General features: G+C 41.0%; 18 protein-coding genes. 13 read left to right on the top strand and 5 right to left on the bottom strand.

The genetic code is table 11. The features are described 5' to 3' along the window. The coding region (locus FBF73_RS02455) for a transposase family protein (protein WP_136936877.1) at positions 1 to 679 on the bottom strand (679 nt) is incomplete at its 3' end. Positions 680 to 896: 217 nt separating this feature from the next. On the opposite strand from FBF73_RS02455, the gene metG reads away from it, so the two are divergent. Then, entirely contained in the window at positions 897 to 2,894 is a 1,998-nt protein-coding gene (gene metG, locus FBF73_RS02450) for a methionine--tRNA ligase (RefSeq protein WP_124787325.1), read from the top strand. A 16-nt stretch (positions 2,895 to 2,910) separates the two neighbouring features. Here the strand turns inward: metG and FBF73_RS02445 are convergent, their stop codons facing one another. From FBF73_RS02445 to coaA, 3 genes are all read right to left on the bottom strand, one after another. Continuing rightward, on the bottom strand, positions 2,911 to 3,444 hold the full coding sequence (locus FBF73_RS02445; RefSeq protein ID WP_124787326.1) for a DNA topology modulation protein: 534 nt from the start codon (positions 3,442 to 3,444) through the stop codon (positions 2,911 to 2,913). Between the two features lie 52 nt (positions 3,445 to 3,496). Beyond that, the gene (gene rpsT / locus FBF73_RS02440; protein WP_001274000.1) at positions 3,497 to 3,733 is read right to left on the bottom strand and encodes a 30S ribosomal protein S20; all 237 of its coding nucleotides are present in this window, start codon (positions 3,731 to 3,733) and stop codon (positions 3,497 to 3,499) included. A 67-nt stretch (positions 3,734 to 3,800) separates the two neighbouring features. Further along, positions 3,801 to 4,721: a type I pantothenate kinase gene (coaA, locus tag FBF73_RS02435; protein WP_124787327.1), complete on the bottom strand. Its 921-nt coding sequence runs from the start codon at positions 4,719 to 4,721 to the stop codon at positions 3,801 to 3,803. Positions 4,722 to 4,893: 172 nt separating this feature from the next. Here coaA and FBF73_RS02430 point away from each other — a divergent pair, with 172 nt between their 5' ends. From FBF73_RS02430 to FBF73_RS02395, 8 genes are all read left to right on the top strand, one after another. Continuing rightward, positions 4,894 to 5,484, top strand: coding sequence for a class I SAM-dependent methyltransferase (locus FBF73_RS02430; protein WP_124787328.1), 591 nt, complete (start codon positions 4,894 to 4,896; stop codon positions 5,482 to 5,484). Beyond that, positions 5,481 to 6,758 (top strand): pyrimidine-nucleoside phosphorylase, encoded by a 1,278-nt coding sequence (locus tag FBF73_RS02425; RefSeq protein ID WP_124787329.1) that lies wholly within the window; start codon positions 5,481 to 5,483, stop codon positions 6,756 to 6,758. Before FBF73_RS02430 ends, FBF73_RS02425 begins: the two co-directional genes overlap by 4 nt. 19 nt (positions 6,759 to 6,777) lie before the next feature. Next, a complete protein-coding gene (gene deoC, locus FBF73_RS02420) occupies positions 6,778 to 7,440 on the top strand; it encodes a deoxyribose-phosphate aldolase (protein WP_124787330.1) in 663 nt (220 codons plus the stop codon). After that, the gene (locus tag FBF73_RS02415; RefSeq protein ID WP_124787331.1) at positions 7,427 to 7,816 is read left to right on the top strand and encodes a cytidine deaminase; all 390 of its coding nucleotides are present in this window, start codon (positions 7,427 to 7,429) and stop codon (positions 7,814 to 7,816) included. The genes deoC and FBF73_RS02415 overlap by 14 nt, the downstream gene beginning before the upstream one ends. 89 nt (positions 7,817 to 7,905) lie before the next feature. Continuing rightward, positions 7,906 to 8,958 carry a BMP family lipoprotein gene (locus FBF73_RS02410; RefSeq protein WP_136936876.1) on the top strand — a complete coding sequence of 351 codons (1,053 nt, stop codon included), beginning with the start codon at positions 7,906 to 7,908 and terminating at the stop codon, positions 8,956 to 8,958. 143 nt (positions 8,959 to 9,101) lie between these two features. Further along, on the top strand, positions 9,102 to 10,637 hold the full coding sequence (locus FBF73_RS02405; protein ID WP_136936875.1) for an ABC transporter ATP-binding protein: 1,536 nt from the start codon (positions 9,102 to 9,104) through the stop codon (positions 10,635 to 10,637). Then, positions 10,630 to 11,688, top strand: a complete 1,059-nt coding sequence (locus FBF73_RS02400; RefSeq protein WP_000038657.1) for an ABC transporter permease — start codon at positions 10,630 to 10,632, stop codon at positions 11,686 to 11,688. Before FBF73_RS02405 ends, FBF73_RS02400 begins: the two co-directional genes overlap by 8 nt. 2 nt (positions 11,689 to 11,690) lie before the next feature. Further along, positions 11,691 to 12,647, top strand: a complete 957-nt coding sequence (locus FBF73_RS02395; RefSeq protein ID WP_000029122.1) for an ABC transporter permease — start codon at positions 11,691 to 11,693, stop codon at positions 12,645 to 12,647. A gap of 37 nt (positions 12,648 to 12,684) precedes the next feature. Here FBF73_RS02395 and plsY read toward each other — a convergent pair whose 3' ends face one another. Beyond that, positions 12,685 to 13,326, bottom strand: coding sequence for a glycerol-3-phosphate 1-O-acyltransferase PlsY (gene plsY / locus FBF73_RS02390; protein WP_136936874.1), 642 nt, complete (start codon positions 13,324 to 13,326; stop codon positions 12,685 to 12,687). Positions 13,327 to 13,461: 135 nt separating this feature from the next. Between plsY and parE the strand changes: the two genes are divergently transcribed. The 4 genes from parE to parC all read left to right on the top strand — a co-directional run bounded on the left by parE (position 13,462) and on the right by parC (position 20,546). Then, positions 13,462 to 15,411 carry a DNA topoisomerase IV subunit B gene (gene parE / locus FBF73_RS02385; protein ID WP_136936873.1) on the top strand — a complete coding sequence of 650 codons (1,950 nt, stop codon included), beginning with the start codon at positions 13,462 to 13,464 and terminating at the stop codon, positions 15,409 to 15,411. Between the two features lie 12 nt (positions 15,412 to 15,423). Next, positions 15,424 to 16,698 (top strand): hypothetical protein, encoded by a 1,275-nt coding sequence (locus FBF73_RS02380; protein ID WP_136936872.1) that lies wholly within the window; start codon positions 15,424 to 15,426, stop codon positions 16,696 to 16,698. A gap of 327 nt (positions 16,699 to 17,025) precedes the next feature. Beyond that, positions 17,026 to 17,844 (top strand): aminoglycoside 6-adenylyltransferase, encoded by an 819-nt coding sequence (locus tag FBF73_RS02375; RefSeq protein ID WP_136936871.1) that lies wholly within the window; start codon positions 17,026 to 17,028, stop codon positions 17,842 to 17,844. Positions 17,845 to 18,074: 230 nt separating this feature from the next. Beyond that, positions 18,075 to 20,546, top strand: coding sequence for a DNA topoisomerase IV subunit A (gene parC, locus FBF73_RS02370; protein WP_136936870.1), 2,472 nt, complete (start codon positions 18,075 to 18,077; stop codon positions 20,544 to 20,546). Positions 20,547 to 20,593: the final 47 nt, after the last annotated feature.

The raw sequence follows: 20,593 nt of genomic DNA, 5'->3' as shown, positions 1-20,593 counted from the left end.
CACATGGAAAAAGTTGTTTAGCTAAGGCATAGTAAGGACTAAACATATCCATCGTAATGATTTTAACCTGACAACGAAGGGCTCTATCGTAGCGCAGAAAGTGATTTCGGATGATAGCCTGTGTTCTGCCTTCAAGAACAGTGATGATGTTAAGATTATCAAAATCTTGTGCAATGAAACTCATCTTTCCCTTGGTAAAGGCATACTCGTCCCAAGACATAATCTCTGGAAGACGAGAAAAATCATGCTTAAAACGGAAGTCATTAAGCTTGCGAATGACAGTTGAAGTTGAAATAGCCAGTTGATGAGCGATATCGGTCATAGAAGTTTTTTCAATCAATTTTTGCGCAATTTTTTGGTTGATAATACGAGGAATTTGGTGATTTTTCTCGACGAGAGAGGTCTGTGAGACCATCATTTTAGAGCAATGATAGCACTTGAAACGACGCTTTTTAAGGAGGATTCTGGTAGGCATACCAGTTGTTTCAAGGTAAGGAATTTTCGATGGTTTTTGGAAGTCATATTTCTTCATTTGACTTCCACATTCAGGACAAGATGGGGCCTCATAATCCAGTTTAGCGATGATTTCCTTGTGGGTATCTCTATTAACAACATCCATAATTTGGACATTAGGGTCTTTGATATCGAGCAGTTTTATGATAAAATGTAATGGTTCCATATGAATCTTTCTAATGAGTTGTTTCGTCGCTTTTCATTATAGGTCATATGGGACTTTTTTTCTACACAAAAATAGGCTCCATAATATTTATAGGAGATTTACCCACTACAAATATTATAGAGCCTTTTTGTATAGATTTCCCTATCGAAAATCCTTAAAAATGTGATATAATGAAGTGTTAGAAAAACAGGTTTCATTTGCCTGGAAAGGAAAAATTATGTCTGAAAAGAATTTTTATATTACAACGCCGATTTACTATCCATCTGGTAAACTTCATATCGGTTCTGCCTACACAACTATCGCATGTGATGTCCTAGCACGTTACAAACGCCTGATGGGCTACGATGTCTTTTATTTGACAGGTCTTGATGAGCATGGTCAAAAGATTCAACAAAAAGCAGAAGAAGCTGGCATTACACCACAAGCCTATGTTGATGGAATGGCAGTTGGAGTTAAAGAACTCTGGCAATTACTAGATATCTCATACGATAAATTTATCCGTACAACGGATGATTACCATGAAAAAGTGGTGGCTCAAGTATTTGAGCGCTTGCTTGCTCAAGATGACATCTATTTGGGTGAATACTCTGGTTGGTATTCAGTCTCAGATGAGGAGTTCTTTACAGAAAGCCAGCTTGCAGAAGTTTTCCGTGACGAATCTGGAAATGTAACTGGTGGTATTGCTCCATCAGGTCACGAGGTTGAATGGGTATCTGAAGAATCATACTTCCTTCGCCTTAGCAAATACCAAGATCGTTTGGTCGAATTTTTCAAGTCCCATCCTGAATTTATCACTCCAGATGGTCGTCTGAATGAAATGCTTCGCAACTTCATCGAGCCAGGTTTAGAGGATTTGGCAGTTTCTCGTACAACCTTTACATGGGGTGTGCCAGTGCCATCTAATCCAAAACACGTTGTCTATGTTTGGATTGATGCCCTTCTTAACTATGCGACAGCACTTGGTTACGGTCAAGACGAACATGGTAACTTTGACAAGTTCTGGAATGGAACAGTCTTCCACATGGTAGGAAAAGACATCCTTCGATTCCACTCAATCTACTGGCCAATCCTTCTTATGATGTTAGATATCAAATTGCCAGATCGTTTGATTGCTCACGGTTGGTTCGTCATGAAAGACGGCAAAATGTCTAAATCTAAAGGGAATGTCGTTTACCCTGAAATGTTGGTAGAACGTTATGGTCTAGATCCACTTCGATACTACCTCATGCGGAGCCTTCCAGTTGGTTCAGACGGAACCTTCACTCCTGAAGACTATGTAGGCCGTATCAACTACGAATTGGCTAATGATCTTGGGAACCTCCTCAACCGTACTGTTTCTATGATTAACAAGTATTTTGATGGGGAAGTCCCTGCCTATGTAGAGGGTGTAACAGAGTTTGACAATGCTCTTGCTCAAGTAGCTGCTGAATCAATCGCCGACTACCACACCTACATGGAAGCAGTTGACTACCCGCGTGCGCTTGAAGCGGTCTGGACCCTTATCTCTCGTACCAACAAATACATCGACGAGACAGCTCCATGGGTCTTGGCCAAGGATGAAGCTCTCCGTGACCAATTAGCAAGTGTTATGAGCCACTTGGCAGCCAGTCTTCGTGTCGTAGCACACTTGATTGAGCCATTTATGATGGAAACCAGTCGTGCAGTCTTGAATCAACTTGGCTTGGAAGAAGTAGCAAGCCTTGAAAACTTGAGCTTGGCTGACTTCCCAGAAGATGTGACTGTAGTTGCCAAAGGAACACCAATCTTCCCACGTCTGGATATGGAAGAAGAAATCGCCTATATCAAGGAACAAATGGAAGGTAACAAACCAGCAGTCGAAAAAGAGTGGAACCCAGACGAAGTTGAACTCAAACTAAACAAGGAAGAAATCAAATTTGAAGACTTTGACAAGGTCGAAATCCGTGTCGCAGAAGTCAAAGAAGTGTCTAAAGTAGAAGGCTCTGATAAGTTGCTTCAATTCCGCTTGGATGCTGGTGATGGTGAAGACCGTCAAATTCTCTCAGGGATTGCTAAGTACTATCCAAACGAACAAGAATTGGTCGGCAAGAAAGTTCAAATCGTTGCCAATCTCAAACCTCGTAAGATGATGAAGAAATATGTCAGTCAAGGTATGATCCTATCAGCTGAACATGATGGAAAATTAACCCTTCTCACAGTTGATTCAGCTGTACCAAATGGAAGTGTGATTGGGTAAAAGTAAAAGACCAACGTTATCCACGTTGGTTTTTCTTGTTATGTGCGAGATTTTCTAAGAAGTGGTCTATCTCCTTTTGTGATCTGAGGATGACAACTTTATCTGGATAGGTTTCTTGAACCCACTTGTAGCGTTCCTTAGCGGATTTGCTCCGTCCGTCCCAAAGAATCCATCGAATAAACTTCCAATTAAATTGTTCTTGACAACCAGCTGCCATACTTTCTCTAACCTTGCCTCGGTATTTGATATAACGTTTAAAAGCCCGAAATAGACAAGTCCATGGTGAAAAATTGAGAAAGATGATTTGATCAGCTTCCTGCATTCTTTCTTCGTAATAGCACCAAGAATAATTACCATCGATGACCCAAGCTTCATGCTTGGTGAGAAAATTTTTCATCTCGCTCAACATCCATTCGCGGTCGCTGTCTTGCCAACCAGGTTGAAATTGGAGTGTGTCCATGTGAAGTTTTGGAATGGAGTAGTAGTTAGATAAGTTTTCTGCTAGAGTTGACTTACCAGCACCAGAATATCCGATAACTGCGATTTTCATTTTCTACCTTTTCCTATTTGGAGACAAAAAAACAGCCTCTATGGACTGTTTCTTATTTAGCAAGTTTAGCTGAAAGACGAGCTTTGTCGCGGCTTGCTTTGTTTTTGTGAATCAAACCTTTAGTTTCTGCTTTATCGATAGCTGAGCTAGCAGCACGGAAAAGTTCTTCAGATGGGTTTGCTTCGAAAGCTTTGATAGCAGTACGCATAGCTGATTTTTGAGCTGAGTTCTTTTCGTTTTGTTTAACGTTCAATTCAGCGCGTTTGATAGCTGATTTAATGTTTGCCAATGTTCTTACCTCCATATTTACTAACTATACCATTATATCTGAAAACTTACGTTTTGACAAGGGAAAATTATTTTTTTAAGTAAATTTCATCGATTTCATGGTTCTTTGTTTTATGAAGAATCACTTCAGCACGATTTCTAGTTGGTTCAATATAATTTTGTAGATTTGTGAGATTGATACTGGTCCAGACCTGATGGGCAAAAGATTCCACTTCCCCAATCGGCATTTGTGTAAAACGATAATAGTAGCTATCAGGGTCGTTTTGGGCCAGGCTCAGCATTTTCAAGAAACGGTCTAGATACCAACTCTCGATGTCATCTACTGCAGCATCAACATAGATGGAAAAGTCAAAGAAGTCAGTAATGTAGAGACGCTCGTTTTGTGGATTTTGAAAGACATTTATTCCCTCAACAATGACAAAATCAGCAGCTTTGACGCTTTGCTTTTCCTCAGGGACGATGTCGTAGACTTCATGAGAATAGACAGGAATATCTACATCTTGTCCATTTTTGATGCGGTCCAAGAAGTTGAGAAGGGCTTCCATATCATAGCTTTCAGGAAATCCCTTACGATTTAGAATCCCTTGTTCAATCAAGGTCTGGTTGGGATAGAGAAAGCCGTCAGTCGTTACCAACTCAACCCTAGCATCTGTAAGCGTACGGGACAGTAGGATTTGAAGTAGGCGACTGGTTGTGGATTTTCCAACGGCAACACTCCCAGAAACCCCAATGATAAAAGGCTGAGATTTGCTTTCACGTTGAAGGAAAATCCCTTTTGAAAAGGCCAAATCATCCTTGGTACGCTTGTAAATCTGGATGAGATGGGCTAGAGGAAGATAGACATCGGTAACATCCTGCAAGCTAATCTGGTCATTAAAACTCTTGATGGATTCTAATTCCTCTTCTGTCAAAGGAGGTGTTGTTTTTCGATGTAACGATTGCCAAGTCTGGCGGCTGATTTTTTCAAAATGTAAAAATTCGTTGGTCATAAGTTTGTCTTTCTGATTCGATATCTTAGTATAGCATATTTTGGGATTAAAAACATCTAGTATCTGATAGAAAAAGTTTCTTTCGATTAGAAAAATAATGACAAACTAGATCGTATTGTCAAATTACTTGGAAACGATTTAATATTTCGTTAAATTATGGTAAAATAGTTTCATGAGTAAAATGTATTATGCAGAAAATCCTGACGCTACTCACGATATTCATGAGTTGCGAGTAGAATTGTTGGGACAAAAAATGACCTTTTTAACGGATGCGGGTGTTTTTAGCAAGAAAATGATTGATTTTGGAAGTCAATTCTTGCTCAAGTGTCTTGAGGTCAACCAAGGAGAAACTGTCCTTGATGTAGGCTGTGGTTACGGACCTTTGGGCTTGTCCTTAGCTAAGGCTTATGGAGTTCAGGCGACCATGGTCGACATCAACAATCGTGCCTTGGATTTGGCACGACAAAATGCTGAACGAAATAAAGTAGAAACGACGATTTTCCAGTCTAACATCTATGAACAAGTTAAAGGGAAATTTGACCATGTCATTTCTAATCCTCCTATCCGTGCGGGCAAGCAAGTGGTTCATGAAATTATTGAGAAAAGTAAAGATTTTTTGGAAACTGGTGGAGATTTAACAATCGTTATCCAGAAGAAACAAGGGGCTCCAAGTGCTAAGTCTAAGATGGAAGATGTGTTTGGCAATTGTGAAATCGTCAAAAAAGATAAGGGATACTATATCCTTAGAAGTGTGAAAGAATGAGAGCAGTTGATTTAATCCAAAAGAAACGAGATGGTCAAGAATTAACTTCGAGTGAAATTGAATGGTTAGTTGAAGGCTATGTGTCAGGAACTGTTCCTGATTATCAGATGTCTGCTTTTGCTATGGCTGTTTATTTTAAAGGAATGACGACTCGAGAAATATCTGATTTGACCATGAAAATGGTTCAGACAGGGCAAGAGTTTGATTTATCTGCTATTGATGGGGTTAAGGTTGACAAGCATTCTACGGGTGGTGTTGGTGATAAGGTAACCTTGATTTTAGCTCCTTTAGTAGCGAGTTTTGGAGTTCCAGTCGCGAAAATGAGTGGTCGTGGTCTCGGCCATACTGGTGGGACAATTGATAAATTGGAGTCCATTAAGGGCTATCAAGTAGAGCGTAGTCAAGAGGATTTCATTCATCAGGTTCAGGATATTGGTGTATCTGTCATTGGGCAATCAGACCAGCTGGTCAAAGCGGATAAGCTTCTCTACGCCCTTCGTGATGTGACTGCAACTGTCGACACGATTCCTTTGATTGCGAGTTCGGTGATGAGCAAGAAAATTGCGGCAGGGGCGGATGCTATTTTGCTAGATGTGACTGTCGGTGAGGGTGCCTTCATGAAGACGGTTGATGAGGCACGTGAATTGGCTCAAACCATGGTGGAACTTGGTAAGGCAGTTGGTAGAAAAACGGTAGCAGTCATTACGGATATGAGTCAGCCCTTGGGACGAGCGATTGGAAATCGCCTTGAAATCCTTGAGGCATTGGAGATTTTACAAGATCAAGGCCGTCAGGATATTACCCACTTTATCTGCGAATTGGCTCAAATTATGCTTGGCCTGGCAAATGTTAACAAGACAGTTGAAGAAGTTCGCCAACATCTTGAGAATGGTAAGGCACTGGATAAGTTTGAGGAGATGGTCCAAGCCCAAGGTGGAGACTTGGAAGACCTCTATCGTCCTGTAAATGTTGCCCATGTGGTGGAAATCCCTGCTCAGGAAACGGGTGTCATTTCAGCTCTTCCAGCTATGGAATTTGGGCTTTATGCTATGAGACTGGGGGCAGGCCGTGCAGTTAAGTCTGATGCCTTGGACTATGAAACAGGAATTGTTTTTGAAAAGAAAGTTGGAGATTCCGTTCAAAAGGGAGAAATTGTTGCAAAAGTATACACAAATGGAAAAATTTCTCCTCAGCTAGTTACAGATTTTCAAAAATATGTTAAAATAAATGATAGCGTGCAAAGTTTACGAGAAATTATAGAAATAATCTCATAAACCGCAGGAGAATCCGAATATGAAATTAAATAAATATATCGATCATACGCTTTTAAAACAAGATACAACAGAAAATCAAATTGATTGTTTGTTGTCTGAGGCTAGAGAGTATGATTTTGCCAGTGTTTGCGTTAATCCAACCTGGGTTGAACATGCTAAAAAAGGGCTTGAAGGCACAGATGTCAAGGTCTGCACAGTAGTAGGTTTCCCTTTGGGAGCAACAACTTCAGCTGTGAAAGCATTTGAAACAAAAGAAGTTATCCAAAATGGTGCAGATGAGATTGATATGGTGATCAATGTTGGAGCTCTCAAATCAGGTAATTTAGCCTTAGTTGAGTCAGATATTCGCGCAGTAGTAGAAGCAAGTGGTGACAAGTTAGTGAAAGTCATTATTGAAGCTTGCCTTCTGACAGACCAAGAAAAAGTTTTGGCTTGCCAATTGTCCCAAAAAGCGGGAGCTGACTTCGTAAAAACTTCAACTGGCTTTTCAACTGGTGGTGCTACGGTAGAAGATGTTACATTAATGCGTGAAACTGTTGGACCTGATATGGGAGTCAAGGCTGCTGGTGGAGCTCGTTCTTATGCAGATGCTCTTTCCTTTGTGGAAGCAGGGGCGACCCGTATCGGAACGTCAGCTGGGGTAGCCATTTTAAAAGGAGAACTGGCAGATGGTGACTACTGAGTTGATTGAACTAGCAATTGAAAGCAGTAAGAATGCCTATGTGCCCTATTCTCACTTTCCAGTTGGAGCTGTTCTAGTGGCGAAAGATGGTAGTATTTATACTGGTGTCAATATCGAGAATGCTAGTTATTCTTTGACCAACTGTGGAGAACGTACAGCGATTTTTAAAGCAGTGTCCGAAGGACAAAGAGAGTTTTCAGAATTGATTGTCTATGGTCAGACTGAAAAACCAATTTCACCATGTGGTGCTTGTCGCCAAGTGATGGCTGAATTTTTTGAACAAGATCTAAAAGTGACTTTAGTCGCAAAAGATAAATCGACGGTCGAGATGACGGTCGGGGAATTACTTCCATACTCTTTTACGGACTTAAACTAGTCTGAGTCGCTCTCTGAGTGGCACGGTCCTTGTGACCAACCAATCCATACTTGCAACATCGTTGCACATCTTATTTAGGAGGTTCAGTAATGAACAAGAAACAATGGCTAGGCCTTGGTCTAGTTGCAGTGGCAGCAGTTGGACTTGCTGCATGTGGTAACCGCTCTTCTCGTAACGCAGCTTCATCTTCTGATGTGAAGACAAAAGCAGCAATCGTCACTGATACTGGTGGTGTTGATGACAAATCATTCAACCAATCAGCTTGGGAAGGTTTGCAAGACTGGGGTAAAGAACACAATCTTTCAAAAGATAAAGGTTTCACTTACTTCCAATCAACAAGTGAAGCTGACTATGCTAACAACTTGCAACAAGCTGCTGGAAGCTACAACCTAATCTTCGGTGTTGGTTTTGCCCTTCACAATGCGGTTGAAGAAGCAGCAAAAGACCACTCTGACATCAACTATGTCTTGATTGATGATGTAATTAAAGATCAAAAGAATGTTGCTAGCGTAACATTTGCTGATAACGAAGCTGCTTACCTTGCGGGTGTTGCAGCAGCTAAAACAACTAAAACAAAACAAGTTGGTTTTGTAGGTGGTATTGAGTCTGAAGTTATCTCACGTTTCGCTGCTGGATTTAAGGCTGGTGTTGAGTCAGTAGATCCATCTATCAAAGTACAAGTTGACTATGCTGGTTCATTTGGTGATGCTGCTAAAGGTAAAACAATTGCAGCAGCACAATACGCAGCTGGTGCGGACGTTGTTTACCAAGCAGCAGGTGGAACAGGTGCTGGTGTCTTTGCAGAAGCAAAATCACTCAACGAAAGCCGTTCTGAAAGTGAAAAAGTTTGGGTTATCGGTGTTGACCGTGACCAAGTAGCAGAAGGTAAATACACTTCTAAAGATGGTAAAGAATCAAACTTTGTTCTTGTATCTACTTTGAAACAAGTTGGTACAACTGTAAAAGATATCTCTAACAAGGCAGAAAAAGGTGAATTCCCTGGCGGTCAAGTGATCGTTTACTCATTGAAAGATAAAGGGGTTGACTTGGCAGTAACAAACCTTTCAGAAGAAGGTAAAAAAGCTGTCGAAGCTGCAAAAGCTAAAATCCTTGATGGAAGCGTAAAAGTTCCTGAAAAATAATGAATGGAAGTCATTTCTTAGGAAGCGGCCAAGGGCCGCTTTTTTAAGAGTTGAGACAAAGTCATTTTGTCTCAGTAAAGCTTGCTACTAGAGAAACTAGCAAGTTTTATTGAAATAAAATAAGACTCTGAAAGGAAGAGCACATGGCACACGAAAATGTCATTGAGATGCGTGATATTACCAAGGTGTTTGGGGAATTTGTTGCCAACGACAAAATCAACCTGCACCTACGAAAAGGTGAAATTCATGCACTTTTAGGAGAAAATGGGGCTGGTAAGTCCACGCTCATGAACATGTTAGCGGGGCTTCTTGAACCAACCAGTGGTGAAATTGTGGTCAACGGTCAAGTTGTCAACCTCGACTCACCATCTAAAGCAGCTAGCTTGGGAATCGGAATGGTTCACCAGCACTTTATGCTGGTAGAAGCCTTCACAGTGGCTGAAAACATCATTTTAGGTAGTGAATTGACTAAAAATGGTGTGCTAGATATCGCTGGAGCTAGCAAAGAAATCAAGGCTCTTTCTGAACGTTATGGCTTAGCTGTTGATCCTTCTGCCAAGATAGCAGATATCTCAGTTGGAGCCCAACAACGTGTAGAAATTTTAAAAACCCTTTATCGGGGAGCTGATATCCTTATCTTTGACGAACCAACGGCTGTTTTGACTCCATCAGAAATTGATGAGTTGATGGCTATTTTGAAAAATCTTGTCAAAGAAGGAAAATCAATTATCTTGATCACCCACAAGTTAGACGAGATTCGCGCAGTTTCTGACCGCGTTACAGTTATCCGTCGTGGGAAATCAATTGAAACCGTCGAAATCGCAGGGGCTACCAATGCTGATTTAGCAGAAATGATGGTGGGACGTTCTGTTTCCTTTAAAACAGAGAAACAAGCCTCTCAACCAAAAGAAGTGGTCTTGTCTATTAAAGACTTGGTGGTCAATGAAAACCGCGGTGTTCCAGCTGTTAAAAATCTTTCCTTAGATGTTCGTGCTGGAGAGATTGTTGGTATTGCAGGGATTGATGGAAATGGTCAGTCTGAACTGATTCAAGCAATTACAGGTCTTCGCAAGGTTGAATCTGGTAGCATTGAGCTAAAAGGAGATTCAATTGTAGGATTGCACCCACGTCAGATTACAGAGTTGAGTGTGGGGCACGTTCCAGAAGACCGTCACCGTGATGGTTTGATTTTGGAAATGATGATTTCTGAAAATATTGCCCTTCAAACCTACTATAAAGAACCACATAGTAAAAATGGAATTTTGAACTATTCAAATATTACCTCTTATGCTAAAAAGCTAATGGGTGAGTTTGATGTTCGTGCTGCCAGTGAATTTGTTCCAGCAGCTGCACTCTCAGGAGGAAATCAACAAAAAGCAATTATTGCTCGTGAAATTGATCGTGATCCTGATCTCCTTATCGTCAGCCAGCCAACTCGTGGGTTGGATGTCGGTGCTATTGAATATATCCACAAACGCTTGATTGAAGAGCGTGATAATGGTAAAGCTGTCCTTGTTGTCAGCTTTGAATTGGATGAGATTTTAAACGTCTCAGACCGTATTGCTGTTATCCATGATGGTAAGATTCAAGGTATTGTATCACCAGAAACAACCAATAAACAAGAGCTTGGTGTCTTGATGGCTGGTGGAAACTTGGGAAAGGAGAAGAGTGATGTCTAAAAAATTACAACAAATTTCGGTTCCCTTGATTTCTGTATTCCTAGGAATTTTACTCGGAGCAATTGTCATGTGGATCTTCGGTTATGATGCTATTTGGGGCTACGAAGAATTGTTCTATACAGCCTTTGGTAGTCTGCGTGGGATTGGAGAAATCTTCCGTGCCATGGGGCCTTTGGTCTTGATTGGTCTTGGTTTTGCCGTTGCCAGTCGAGCTGGTTTCTTTAACGTCGGACTTCCTGGTCAGGCTTTGGCAGGTTGGATTCTCAGTGGTTGGTTTGCCCTGTCGCATCCAGATATGCCCCGTCCCTTGATGATTCTAGCAACCATCGTGATTGCCCTTATTGCTGGTGGGATTGTCGGAGCGATTCCGGGTATTCTTAGAGCCTATCTGGGGACGTCAGAGGTTATCGTAACCATCATGATGAACTACATCGTCTTGTATGTAGGAAATGCCTTTATCCATGCCTTCCCTAAAGACTTTATGCAAAGTACAGATTCGACAATTCGTGTTGGGGCTAATGCAACCTATCAGACACCTTGGTTGGCTGAGTTGACTGGTAACTCACGGATGAATATTGGTATTTTCTTTGCTATCATTGCTGTTGCAGTTATTTGGTTCATGCTCAAGAAAACGACTCTTGGCTTTGAAATTCGTGCGGTTGGTCTTAATCCACATGCTTCAGAATATGCTGGTATTTCTGCCAAACGAACAATTATCCTCTCAATGATTATCTCAGGTGCCTTGGCTGGTCTTGGTGGAGCCGTTGAAGGTTTGGGAACCTTCCAGAACGTCTATGTTCAGGGGGCGTCATTGGCTGTTGGGTTTAACGGGATGGCGGTTAGTCTGCTTGCGGCCAACTCACCAATTGGTATTCTCTTTGCAGCCTTCCTATTTGGTGTTCTCCAAGTTGGAGCTCCTGGTATGAATGCGGCGCAGGTACCGTCTGAGCTCGTCAGCATTGTAACAGCGTCTATTATCTTCTTTGTCAGTGTTCATTACCTTATCGAACGCTTTGTCAAATCGAAAAAACAAGTTAAAGGAGGTAAGTAAAGATGTCTATTACAACCTTGCTCACCCTCTTGGTGTCTTCTATGCTGATTTACTCAGCACCCCTCATCTTTACAAGTATCGGTGGTGTTTTCTCTGAACGTGGTGGTGTGGTAAACGTCGGCCTTGAAGGAATTATGGTTATGGGTGCCTTTTCTGGAGTTGTCTTTAACCTTGAATTTGCAGAACAATTTGGCGCAGCAACTCCATGGCTATCTTTGCTTGTAGCAGGATTGGTTGGAGGTCTCTTCTCCATCATCCACGCAGCAGCGACGGTTCATTTCCGTGCAGACCATGTTGTCAGCGGTACTGTCTTAAACTTGATGGCGCCAGCCTTGGCTGTTTTCTTGGTTAAAGTTCTTTATAACAAAGGACAAACCGACAACCTAAGTCAAACTTTTGGACGTTTTGACTTCCCAGTCTTGGCAAATATCCCAGTGATTGGTGATATCTTCTTCAAGTCAACAAGTCTGCTAGGTTATATCGCGATTGCCTTCTCATTCCTTGCTTGGTTTATCCTCTTCAAGACCCGTTTTGGTCTTCGTCTCCGCTCTGTCGGTGAACATCCTCAAGCAGCTGATACCTTGGGAATCAATGTCTACAAGATGAGATATTTAGGGGTTATTATTTCAGGTTTCCTAGGTGGAATTGGCGGAGCGATTTATGCTCAATCAATCTCAGTCAACTTCTCAGTGACAACTATTGTTGGACCTGGATTTATCGCCCTTGCTGCGATGATCTTTGGAAAATGGAATCCAATCGGAGCCATGCTATCTAGTCTCTTCTTTGGACTTTCACAAAGTTTGGCTGTTATCGGTTCTCAATTGCCATTCCTACAAGGAGTGCCTGCGGTTTACCTTCAAATCGCACCTTATGTTTTGACAATTCTTGTCTTGGCAGCCTTCTTTGGAAAAGCAGTCGCACCAAAAGCAGATGGTATCAACTATATCAAATCAAAATAAGCATACAAAAAAACGTCAGTTCTGTTCAAACTGGCGTTTATTTTTTAGAATTTTGATGGGTTAAGTTTAATCCCCAAGGAACAAGATTTTCAGTCTTATTCTGGATACGTGTGATATTATCCTTATGTCGAATGATAATCAAACTAGCCAGTGCTAGGATAATAGCGATGAATAGAGGATCATAATTGCTCAGGATAAAACCAACAAGTGGAAAGAGTAGAACCCCGATAACAGCCGCGATAGATGCTGTGACACTAGACAGTGAAATCATACTACCAAGATAGAGGGTTCCAAAGAAAACAACTGCAAGGTAGAGACAGAAGACAGGCGCAAATCCAAAAATCACTCCAGCACTGGTTGCGACAGCCTTGCCACCCTTAAATCCTGCAAAGATAGGGAAGGTATGACCAATAACAGCCAAAAGTCCAAAGATAAGAGGTGAAACGCCTTGCAGATGGAAAATAATCGGAAGAAGTGTTGCTAGGGTTCCTTTGAAAAAGTCAATCACAAAGGTCGCCATACCAGCTTTCTTACCTAAAATGCGGAAGGTATTGGTTGTCCCAGTGTTACCAGAACCGTGTTCGCGTAGATTGATTTGAAAGAATACTTGTCCAATCCAGAGACCAGACGGAATCGAACCCAGCAGATAGGCTAGGATTAATAAAACTATTGTAATCATACTCCTATTATATCATGAAATGGAGAAGAAAGGCAGAGAATCTCTTCTGAAATTGTCACACCGGAGAAAGAAAAATTTTGCAAAATCCTTAGAAAACCTGTAGAATAGTAAAGATGAACGAATAGGAGGTTCCTTGTGTCAAAAAAGGAAATCAATATTAACAATTATAATGATGACGCCATTCAGGTTCTAGAAGGGTTGGATGCGGTCCGAAAACGTCCGGGGATGTATATCGGATCGACCGATGGTGCTGGTCTCCACCACCTGGTCTGGGAAATCGTCGATAATGCTGTCGATGAGGCCTTGTCTGGATTTGGTGATCGTATTGATGTGACCATCAATAAAGATGGTAGTTTAACGGTTCAAGACCATGGACGTGGGATGCCGACAGGTATGCACGCTATGGGAATTCCAACCGTTGAGGTTATCTTTACCATTCTTCACGCTGGAGGAAAATTCGGTCAAGGAGGCTACAAGACATCAGGTGGACTTCACGGGGTTGGATCTTCTGTCGTCAATGCTCTTTCTAGCTGGTTAGAAGTAGAAATTATCCGTGACGGGGCAATCTATAAGCAACGTTTTGAAAATGGTGGCAAACCTGTTACGACTTTGAAGAAAATCGGTACAGCGCCTAAGTCTAAGACAGGTACCAAGGTTACCTTCATGCCTGATGCGACGATTTTTTCTACGACAGATTTTAAGTACAATACTATCTCAGAACGTCTTAATGAGTCAGCCTTTCTTTTGAAAAATGTGACCTTGTCTTTGACGGACAAACGAACAGATGAAGCGATTGAATTCCACTATGAGAATGGAGTACAAGACTTCGTTTCTTATCTAAACGAAGACAAGGAAACCTTGACGCCAGTTCTTTACTTCGAAGGCGAAGAAAATGGCTTCCAAGTGGAAGTAGCTCTCCAGTATAATGACGGATTTTCAGATAACATTCTATCCTTTGTCAATAACGTTCGCACCAAGGACGGTGGAACACATGAGACTGGGCTCAAGTCTGCTATTACTAAGGTCATGAATGATTACGCTCGTAAGACAGGTCTTCTCAAGGAAAAGGATAAAAACCTTGAAGGTTCAGACTACCGTGAGGGACTAGCAGCCGTTCTTTCTATCTTGGTTCCGGAAGAACACCTCCAATTTGAAGGTCAGACTAAGGATAAACTGGGAAGTCCTCTAGCTCGTCCAGTTGTGGATGGAATTGTGGCGGATAAGTTGACCTTCTTCCTTATGGAAAATGGGGAATTAGCTTCAAATCTTATTCGCAAAGCCATCAAGGCCCGTGATGCTCGCGAGGCAGCTCGCAAAGCGCGTGATGAGAGCCGGAATGGTAAGAAAAATAAAAAAGATAAGGGCTTGTTGTCTGGGAAATTGACCCCAGCCCAGTCTAAGAATCCTGCTAAGAATGAACTCTATCTAGTTGAGGGGGATTCTGCCGGTGGTTCTGCCAAACAAGGTCGTGACCGCAAGTTTCAGGCAATTTTGCCCCTTCGTGGTAAGGTTATTAATACAGCCAAAGCCAAGATGGCGGATATCCTCAAAAATGAAGAGATCAATACCATGATTTATACTATAGGTGCGGGTGTTGGAGCAGATTTTTCTATTGAGGATGCCAACTATGACAAAATCATTATCATGACCGATGCGGATACCGACGGTGCCCATATCCAGACTTTGCTCTTGACATTTTTCTACCGTTACATGCGTCCGCTAGTCGAGGCAGGACATGTCTATATCGCCCTTCCACCTCTTTACAAGATGTCCAAAGGAAAAGGCAAGAAAGAAGAAGTGGCTTATGCTTGGACGGACGGAGAATTAGAAGAACTCCGAAAACAGTTTGGTAAAGGTGCTACCCTACAACGATACAAAGGACTTGGTGAGATGAATGCGGACCAGCTCTGGGAAACAACCATGAACCCAGAAACTCGTACCCTCATTCGTGTTACGATTGAAGACTTGGCTCGCGCCGAACGTCGCGTCAATGTCCTCATGGGAGATAAGGTCGAACCACGCCGTAAGTGGATTGAAGACAATGTCAAGTTTACGCTGGAAGAGAGTGGGGAGATGGTGTTTTAGGGAGAAAAATATATGGATAAACAAAAATTGATATCTTTTTTCTTTGATTTTACTGGAATGGATTTGGACAAGCTTTTAGAGGTGCTGGGAATAGATGAAAAACTTGAACGCCAAAAAATTCAGAATGTAGTAAATGATTTTGAAAAATATATATTCGAGAGACATGGCGAAAATCCGAGTTATGATGGTATATCCAAAGTCTGGAAGGAAAATCAAGTTTTTGAAGAGCTTATAAAAATTCGGTATACATTGAATAGTGAATATAAGAGTTATGGAGAATTTAAAAATCATCTCAAAACAATGATTGGTAGTCAAGACTTTGATCTTGTTCTGTTTTTTGAATTGATGGATGAATTGAACGAACTCTTGATTGAAGAAGTTCAAAAAGCATCTAATTTTACAATAGCTGACATTGCTACTATGAATCATCTGATGGAAGCTAATCAAGTTGTGAATTCTAACTCTCAAAATAAAGAAGTAAGTGGAGGAGGAGAAAATCAAAATTTTGATAATAAATTTGATAATAAAGAAGTAGAAGTTAATTCTAAAGATAAACCAATCCCCCATTTAGCTTCCTCAATTTTCTTTGATAATAGATTCTATGAATCTTTTCCAGATTGTGATAATAAGAACTTTAAAGTATATAATGACCAAAAAGTAATAATTAATCGTTTAACAAATTTCTTTGAAGATTTCAATTATTTAGAAGTCTCACCTATCCGGAAGGTCAGAGGATCCTCTTATGAATATATATCTAGATTACAATTTGAAGACGAAAAAATACTTATGAGAATAGCTAATTCAACGTTATCTTATGAACTAAAAATCAACAGATTGGTGGCTTTTAATTCTCCAGGGTATTGGAATAAGTTTATTATGATTGAGGTTGATGGAGATGTCCCAGCAAAGATAAGAGGGGATGCAGATGATTGCGAATCGAATAGTATTGCTAAAGACTACGCTTATTCTGATGGTGATTATTATCCTATAACAAGTTATAATACTAAAAGATTTACTGAAAACGGTATGCTACAAACAATCGATGGAGAATTAAATGTAAGAACAAGATTTTTGAAGAAGCATAATTTTTTCATAGTGCCACGATTTCACCCATTAGCTTGTGACCAAGATTGTTATTATAAAGCAGAAGAAATTCTTGATGAGTTGCTTTCGTGTTGCGATGAAATGGCAGAAATGATTTTCTTAAAAGTTTCTAATTTATTGAAAACAACGAAAAGAACCTATAGTGATTCCAGGGAAGATAGATATGTATATTGTTATAGATAATGTCGTATAATGCGTAAGCTTCTTCATGTGATTTTATTGTTCCTAATTTTTCTCATGTTTTTAATGACTAACAAGTTATTGTATTGAGAGAAAATATTTCGTTATGATTACTAACTTATAAATCAATTAATTGTTAGTGATTATTTACTATTTAGATTGGTTTATAGTACAAGGTGAAAAATTTTAATAGCTAGGTGAAAAAAAGGTTATAAAACTCATATCAAAAATAGGTTTAGAATTTGATAATGAAAGAATTTAGTAGATAGCCTACTTTATAGACATATTTTTTACAACACTCAAAAAAATAATAACTAATAAGGGATTAAAATGAGAACAGAAACAGAAATGCTCGATGTGATTTTACAGACTGCCCAAACTTTACAAGTCGAGGCTGTTGCCATGTCTGGTTCACGAACTGATACAAAAGCGCCAAAAGATGAGTTTCAGGACTACGATGTGGTATATATTGTGGACGATTTAGGTAATCTGACGAGTGACCTTGCTTGGTTGGATCTCTTTGGCACACGTATCATTGAGCAAGAGGTTGCTCTTGAGCATCGTCGTCTCTATCTCATGCTCTTTGAAGATGGCAACCGTATTGATTTGACTCTATGTCCCAAAGAGTATATCAAGGAGTGGATAGAAAGCGAAGCGGATTTCACGGTGTTAGAGGACTCTAAGGGCTTGTTTGCGCCTTATTCTCCAAATCTTCAACGTTACTGGAAGAATCCAGCTAGTCAGATAGATTTCGAAAAAGCCTGCAATGAATTTTGGTGGGTTTCCGCCTATGTGGTCAAGGGAATCTGTCGCAAGCAACTTTTCTATGCAACTGACCATCTTTACGGGATTTGCCAACAAGAACTCCTGAAGATCTTGGCTTGGCAGGTTGCAAGTGATAGGGGAACAGTTGATATTGGTAAGAACTACAAGTATCTTTTCCAGTATTTGCCTACAGAGAAAGAGAAGGAATTCTCAGCTCTGCTTGATTTTTCAAGTGTAGAGAAACTTACTCAGTCATTGTTTGCTACGATGCAACTTTTCCACAGAGAAGCTCAAATACTTGCTCAAAAGATGGATTTTGACTACGATAAAGAAGTAGCTGAGAAGATGATTCAATACGCTGAGGAGAGACTTCTTAATTGCTGACTAATTTAAAAGATTAAACTACAGAAAGGATTGTTTGGTTCCTTAAGGTAACTGAACATGGGACTAATTCCCGTAAAATATCTTTTACTGCATAAAAACCTACTCTACATTCTTTGAAAGGAGTTGAACACGCCCTAAATGCTGGGTGAAAAAGATAAATTCTCTTGTGAGCTTGCTTACTTCAATAATTTTCTATTTTCACTTGGTATTTTACGGGCTCTGTATCCTATATGAGTAACATTCAAAACATGTCCCTTGAGGACATCATGGGAGAGCGCTTTGGTCGCTACTCCAAGTACATTATTCAAGACCGGGCATTGCCAGATATTCGGGATGGCTTGAAGCCGGTTCAGCGTCGTATTCTTTATTCTATGAATAAGGATGGTAATACCTTTGACAAGAGCTACCGTAAGTCGGCCAAGTCTGTAGGGAATATCATGGGGAATTTCCACCCACACGGTGACAGTTCCATCTATGATGCCATGGTCCGTATGTCTCAGGACTGGAAAAATCGTGAGATTCTAGTTGAAATGCACGGTAATAACGGTTCTATGGATGGAGATCCGCCTGCGGCTATGCGTTATACTGAGGCGCGTTTGCCTGAGATTGCAGGCTATCTTCTTCAGGATATCGATAAAAAGACCGTTCCTTTTGCTTGGAATTTTGACGATACCGAGAAAGAACCAACTGTCTTACCAGCAGCCTTTCCAAATCTCTTGGTAAATGGATCGACTGGTATTTCGGCTGGTTATGCCACGGATATTCCACCACATAATTTAGCTGAGGTCATCGATGCGGCGGTTTATATGATTGACCACCCAACTGCAAAGGTTGATAAACTCATGGAATTCCTACCTGGACCAGACTTCCCGACTGGAGGGATTATCCAGGGTCGTAATGAAATCAAGAAGGCCTATGAAACTGGGAAAGGGCGCGTAGTTGTTCGTTCCAAGACTGAGATTGAAAAGCTAAAAGGTGGTAAGGAACAAATTGTTGTCACTGAGATTCCTTATGAAATCAACAAGGCCAATCTAGTCAAGAAGATTGATGATGTTCGTGTCAATAATAAGGTTGCTGGTATTGCTGAGGTTCGTGATGAGTCTGACCGTGATGGTCTTCGCATTGCTATCGAACTCAAGAAAGATGCGAATACTGAGCTTGTTCTCAACTACCTTTTCAAGTACACTGACCTGCAAATCAACTACAACTTTAACATGGTGGCGATTGACAATTTCACACCTCGTCAGGTCGGTATTGTTCCAATCTTGTCTAGCTACATCGCCCACCGTCGCGAAGTGATTTTGGCGCGTTCCCTCTTTGACAAGGAAAAGGCTGAGAAACGTCTCCATATCGTCGAAGGTTTGATTCGTGTCATCTCTATTTTAGATGAAGTCATTGCTCTTATACGTGCTTCTGAGAACAAGGCTGATGCCAAAGAGAACCTCAAGGTCAGTTATGATTTTACGGAAGAACAGGCTGAGGCTATCGTAACCTTGCAACTGTATCGTTTGACCAATACCGATGTGGTTGTCTTGCAGGAAGAAGAAGCAGAATTGCGTGAAAAGATTGCCATGCTTGCGGCTATCATCGGTGATGAACGGACCATGTACAATCTCATGAAGAAAGAACTCCGTGAGGTCAAAAAGAAATTTGCGACTCCACGTTTGAGTACTTTAGAAGACATTGCGAAAGTAATCGAGATTGATACAGCTAGTTTGATTGCTGAGGAGGATACCTATGTCAGCGTGACCAAGGCAGGTTATATCAAGCGTACCAGCCCACGTTCCTTTGCCGCTTCAACCCTGGAAGAAATTGGCAAGCGTGATGATGACCGTTTGATCTTTGTACAAGCTGCTAAAACAACACAGCATTTTTTGATGTTTACAAGTCTTGGAAATGTCATTTATCGACCAATCCATGAATTGGCAGATATTCGCTGGAAGGATATTGGAGAGCATCTGAGCCAAACCATCACAAACTTTGAAACTAACGAAGAAATCCTTTATGTGGAAGTCGTGGATCAGTTTGATGATGCGACAACCTACTTTGCTGCGACTCGTCTCGGTCAAATCAAGCGTGTAGAGAGAAAAGAGTTCACTCCATGGCGGACCTATAAATCTAAGTCTGTCAAGTATGCTAAGCTCAAAGACGAGACAGATCAGATTGTAGCAGTGGCTCCGATTAAACTAGATGATGTTCTTTTGATTAGCCAAAATGGTTATGCCCTGCGTTTCAATATCGAAGAGGTTCCAGTTGTCGGTGCTAAGGCTGCAGGTGTCAAGGCTATGAATTTGAAAGAAGATGATGTCCTCCAATCTGCCTTTATCTGTAACACCTTATCCTTCTACCTCTTGACTCAGCGTGGAGGCTTGAAACGTGTTTCTATTGAGGAAATTCCGGCAACCAGCCGTGCCAAACGAGGGTTACAAGTCTTACGTGAGTTGAAAAACAAACCGCATCGGGTCTTCTTAGCAGGAGCAGTTGCAGAACAAGGCTTCGTTGGTGACCTCTTTAGTACAGAAGTGGACGGGAACGATCAAACTCTGATTGTTCAATCTAACAAAGGTACAATCTATGAAAGTCGACTACAAGACTTGAACCTGTCAGAACGAACCAGCAACGGAAGCTTCATTTCTGATACGATTTCAGATGAAGAAGTTTTTGACGCTTATCTTAAAGAAGTATTTACTGAAGCTAAATAAGTGAAATGAAGAATCAGTTCTAAGAGCTGGTTCTTTTTATTGAAGAA

This window comes from Streptococcus mitis (genome assembly GCF_005144795.1).
Taxonomy (GTDB): Bacteria; Bacillota; Bacilli; order Lactobacillales; family Streptococcaceae; genus Streptococcus; species Streptococcus mitis_BB.
This window is presented reverse-complemented; position numbering and strand designations above follow the sequence as displayed.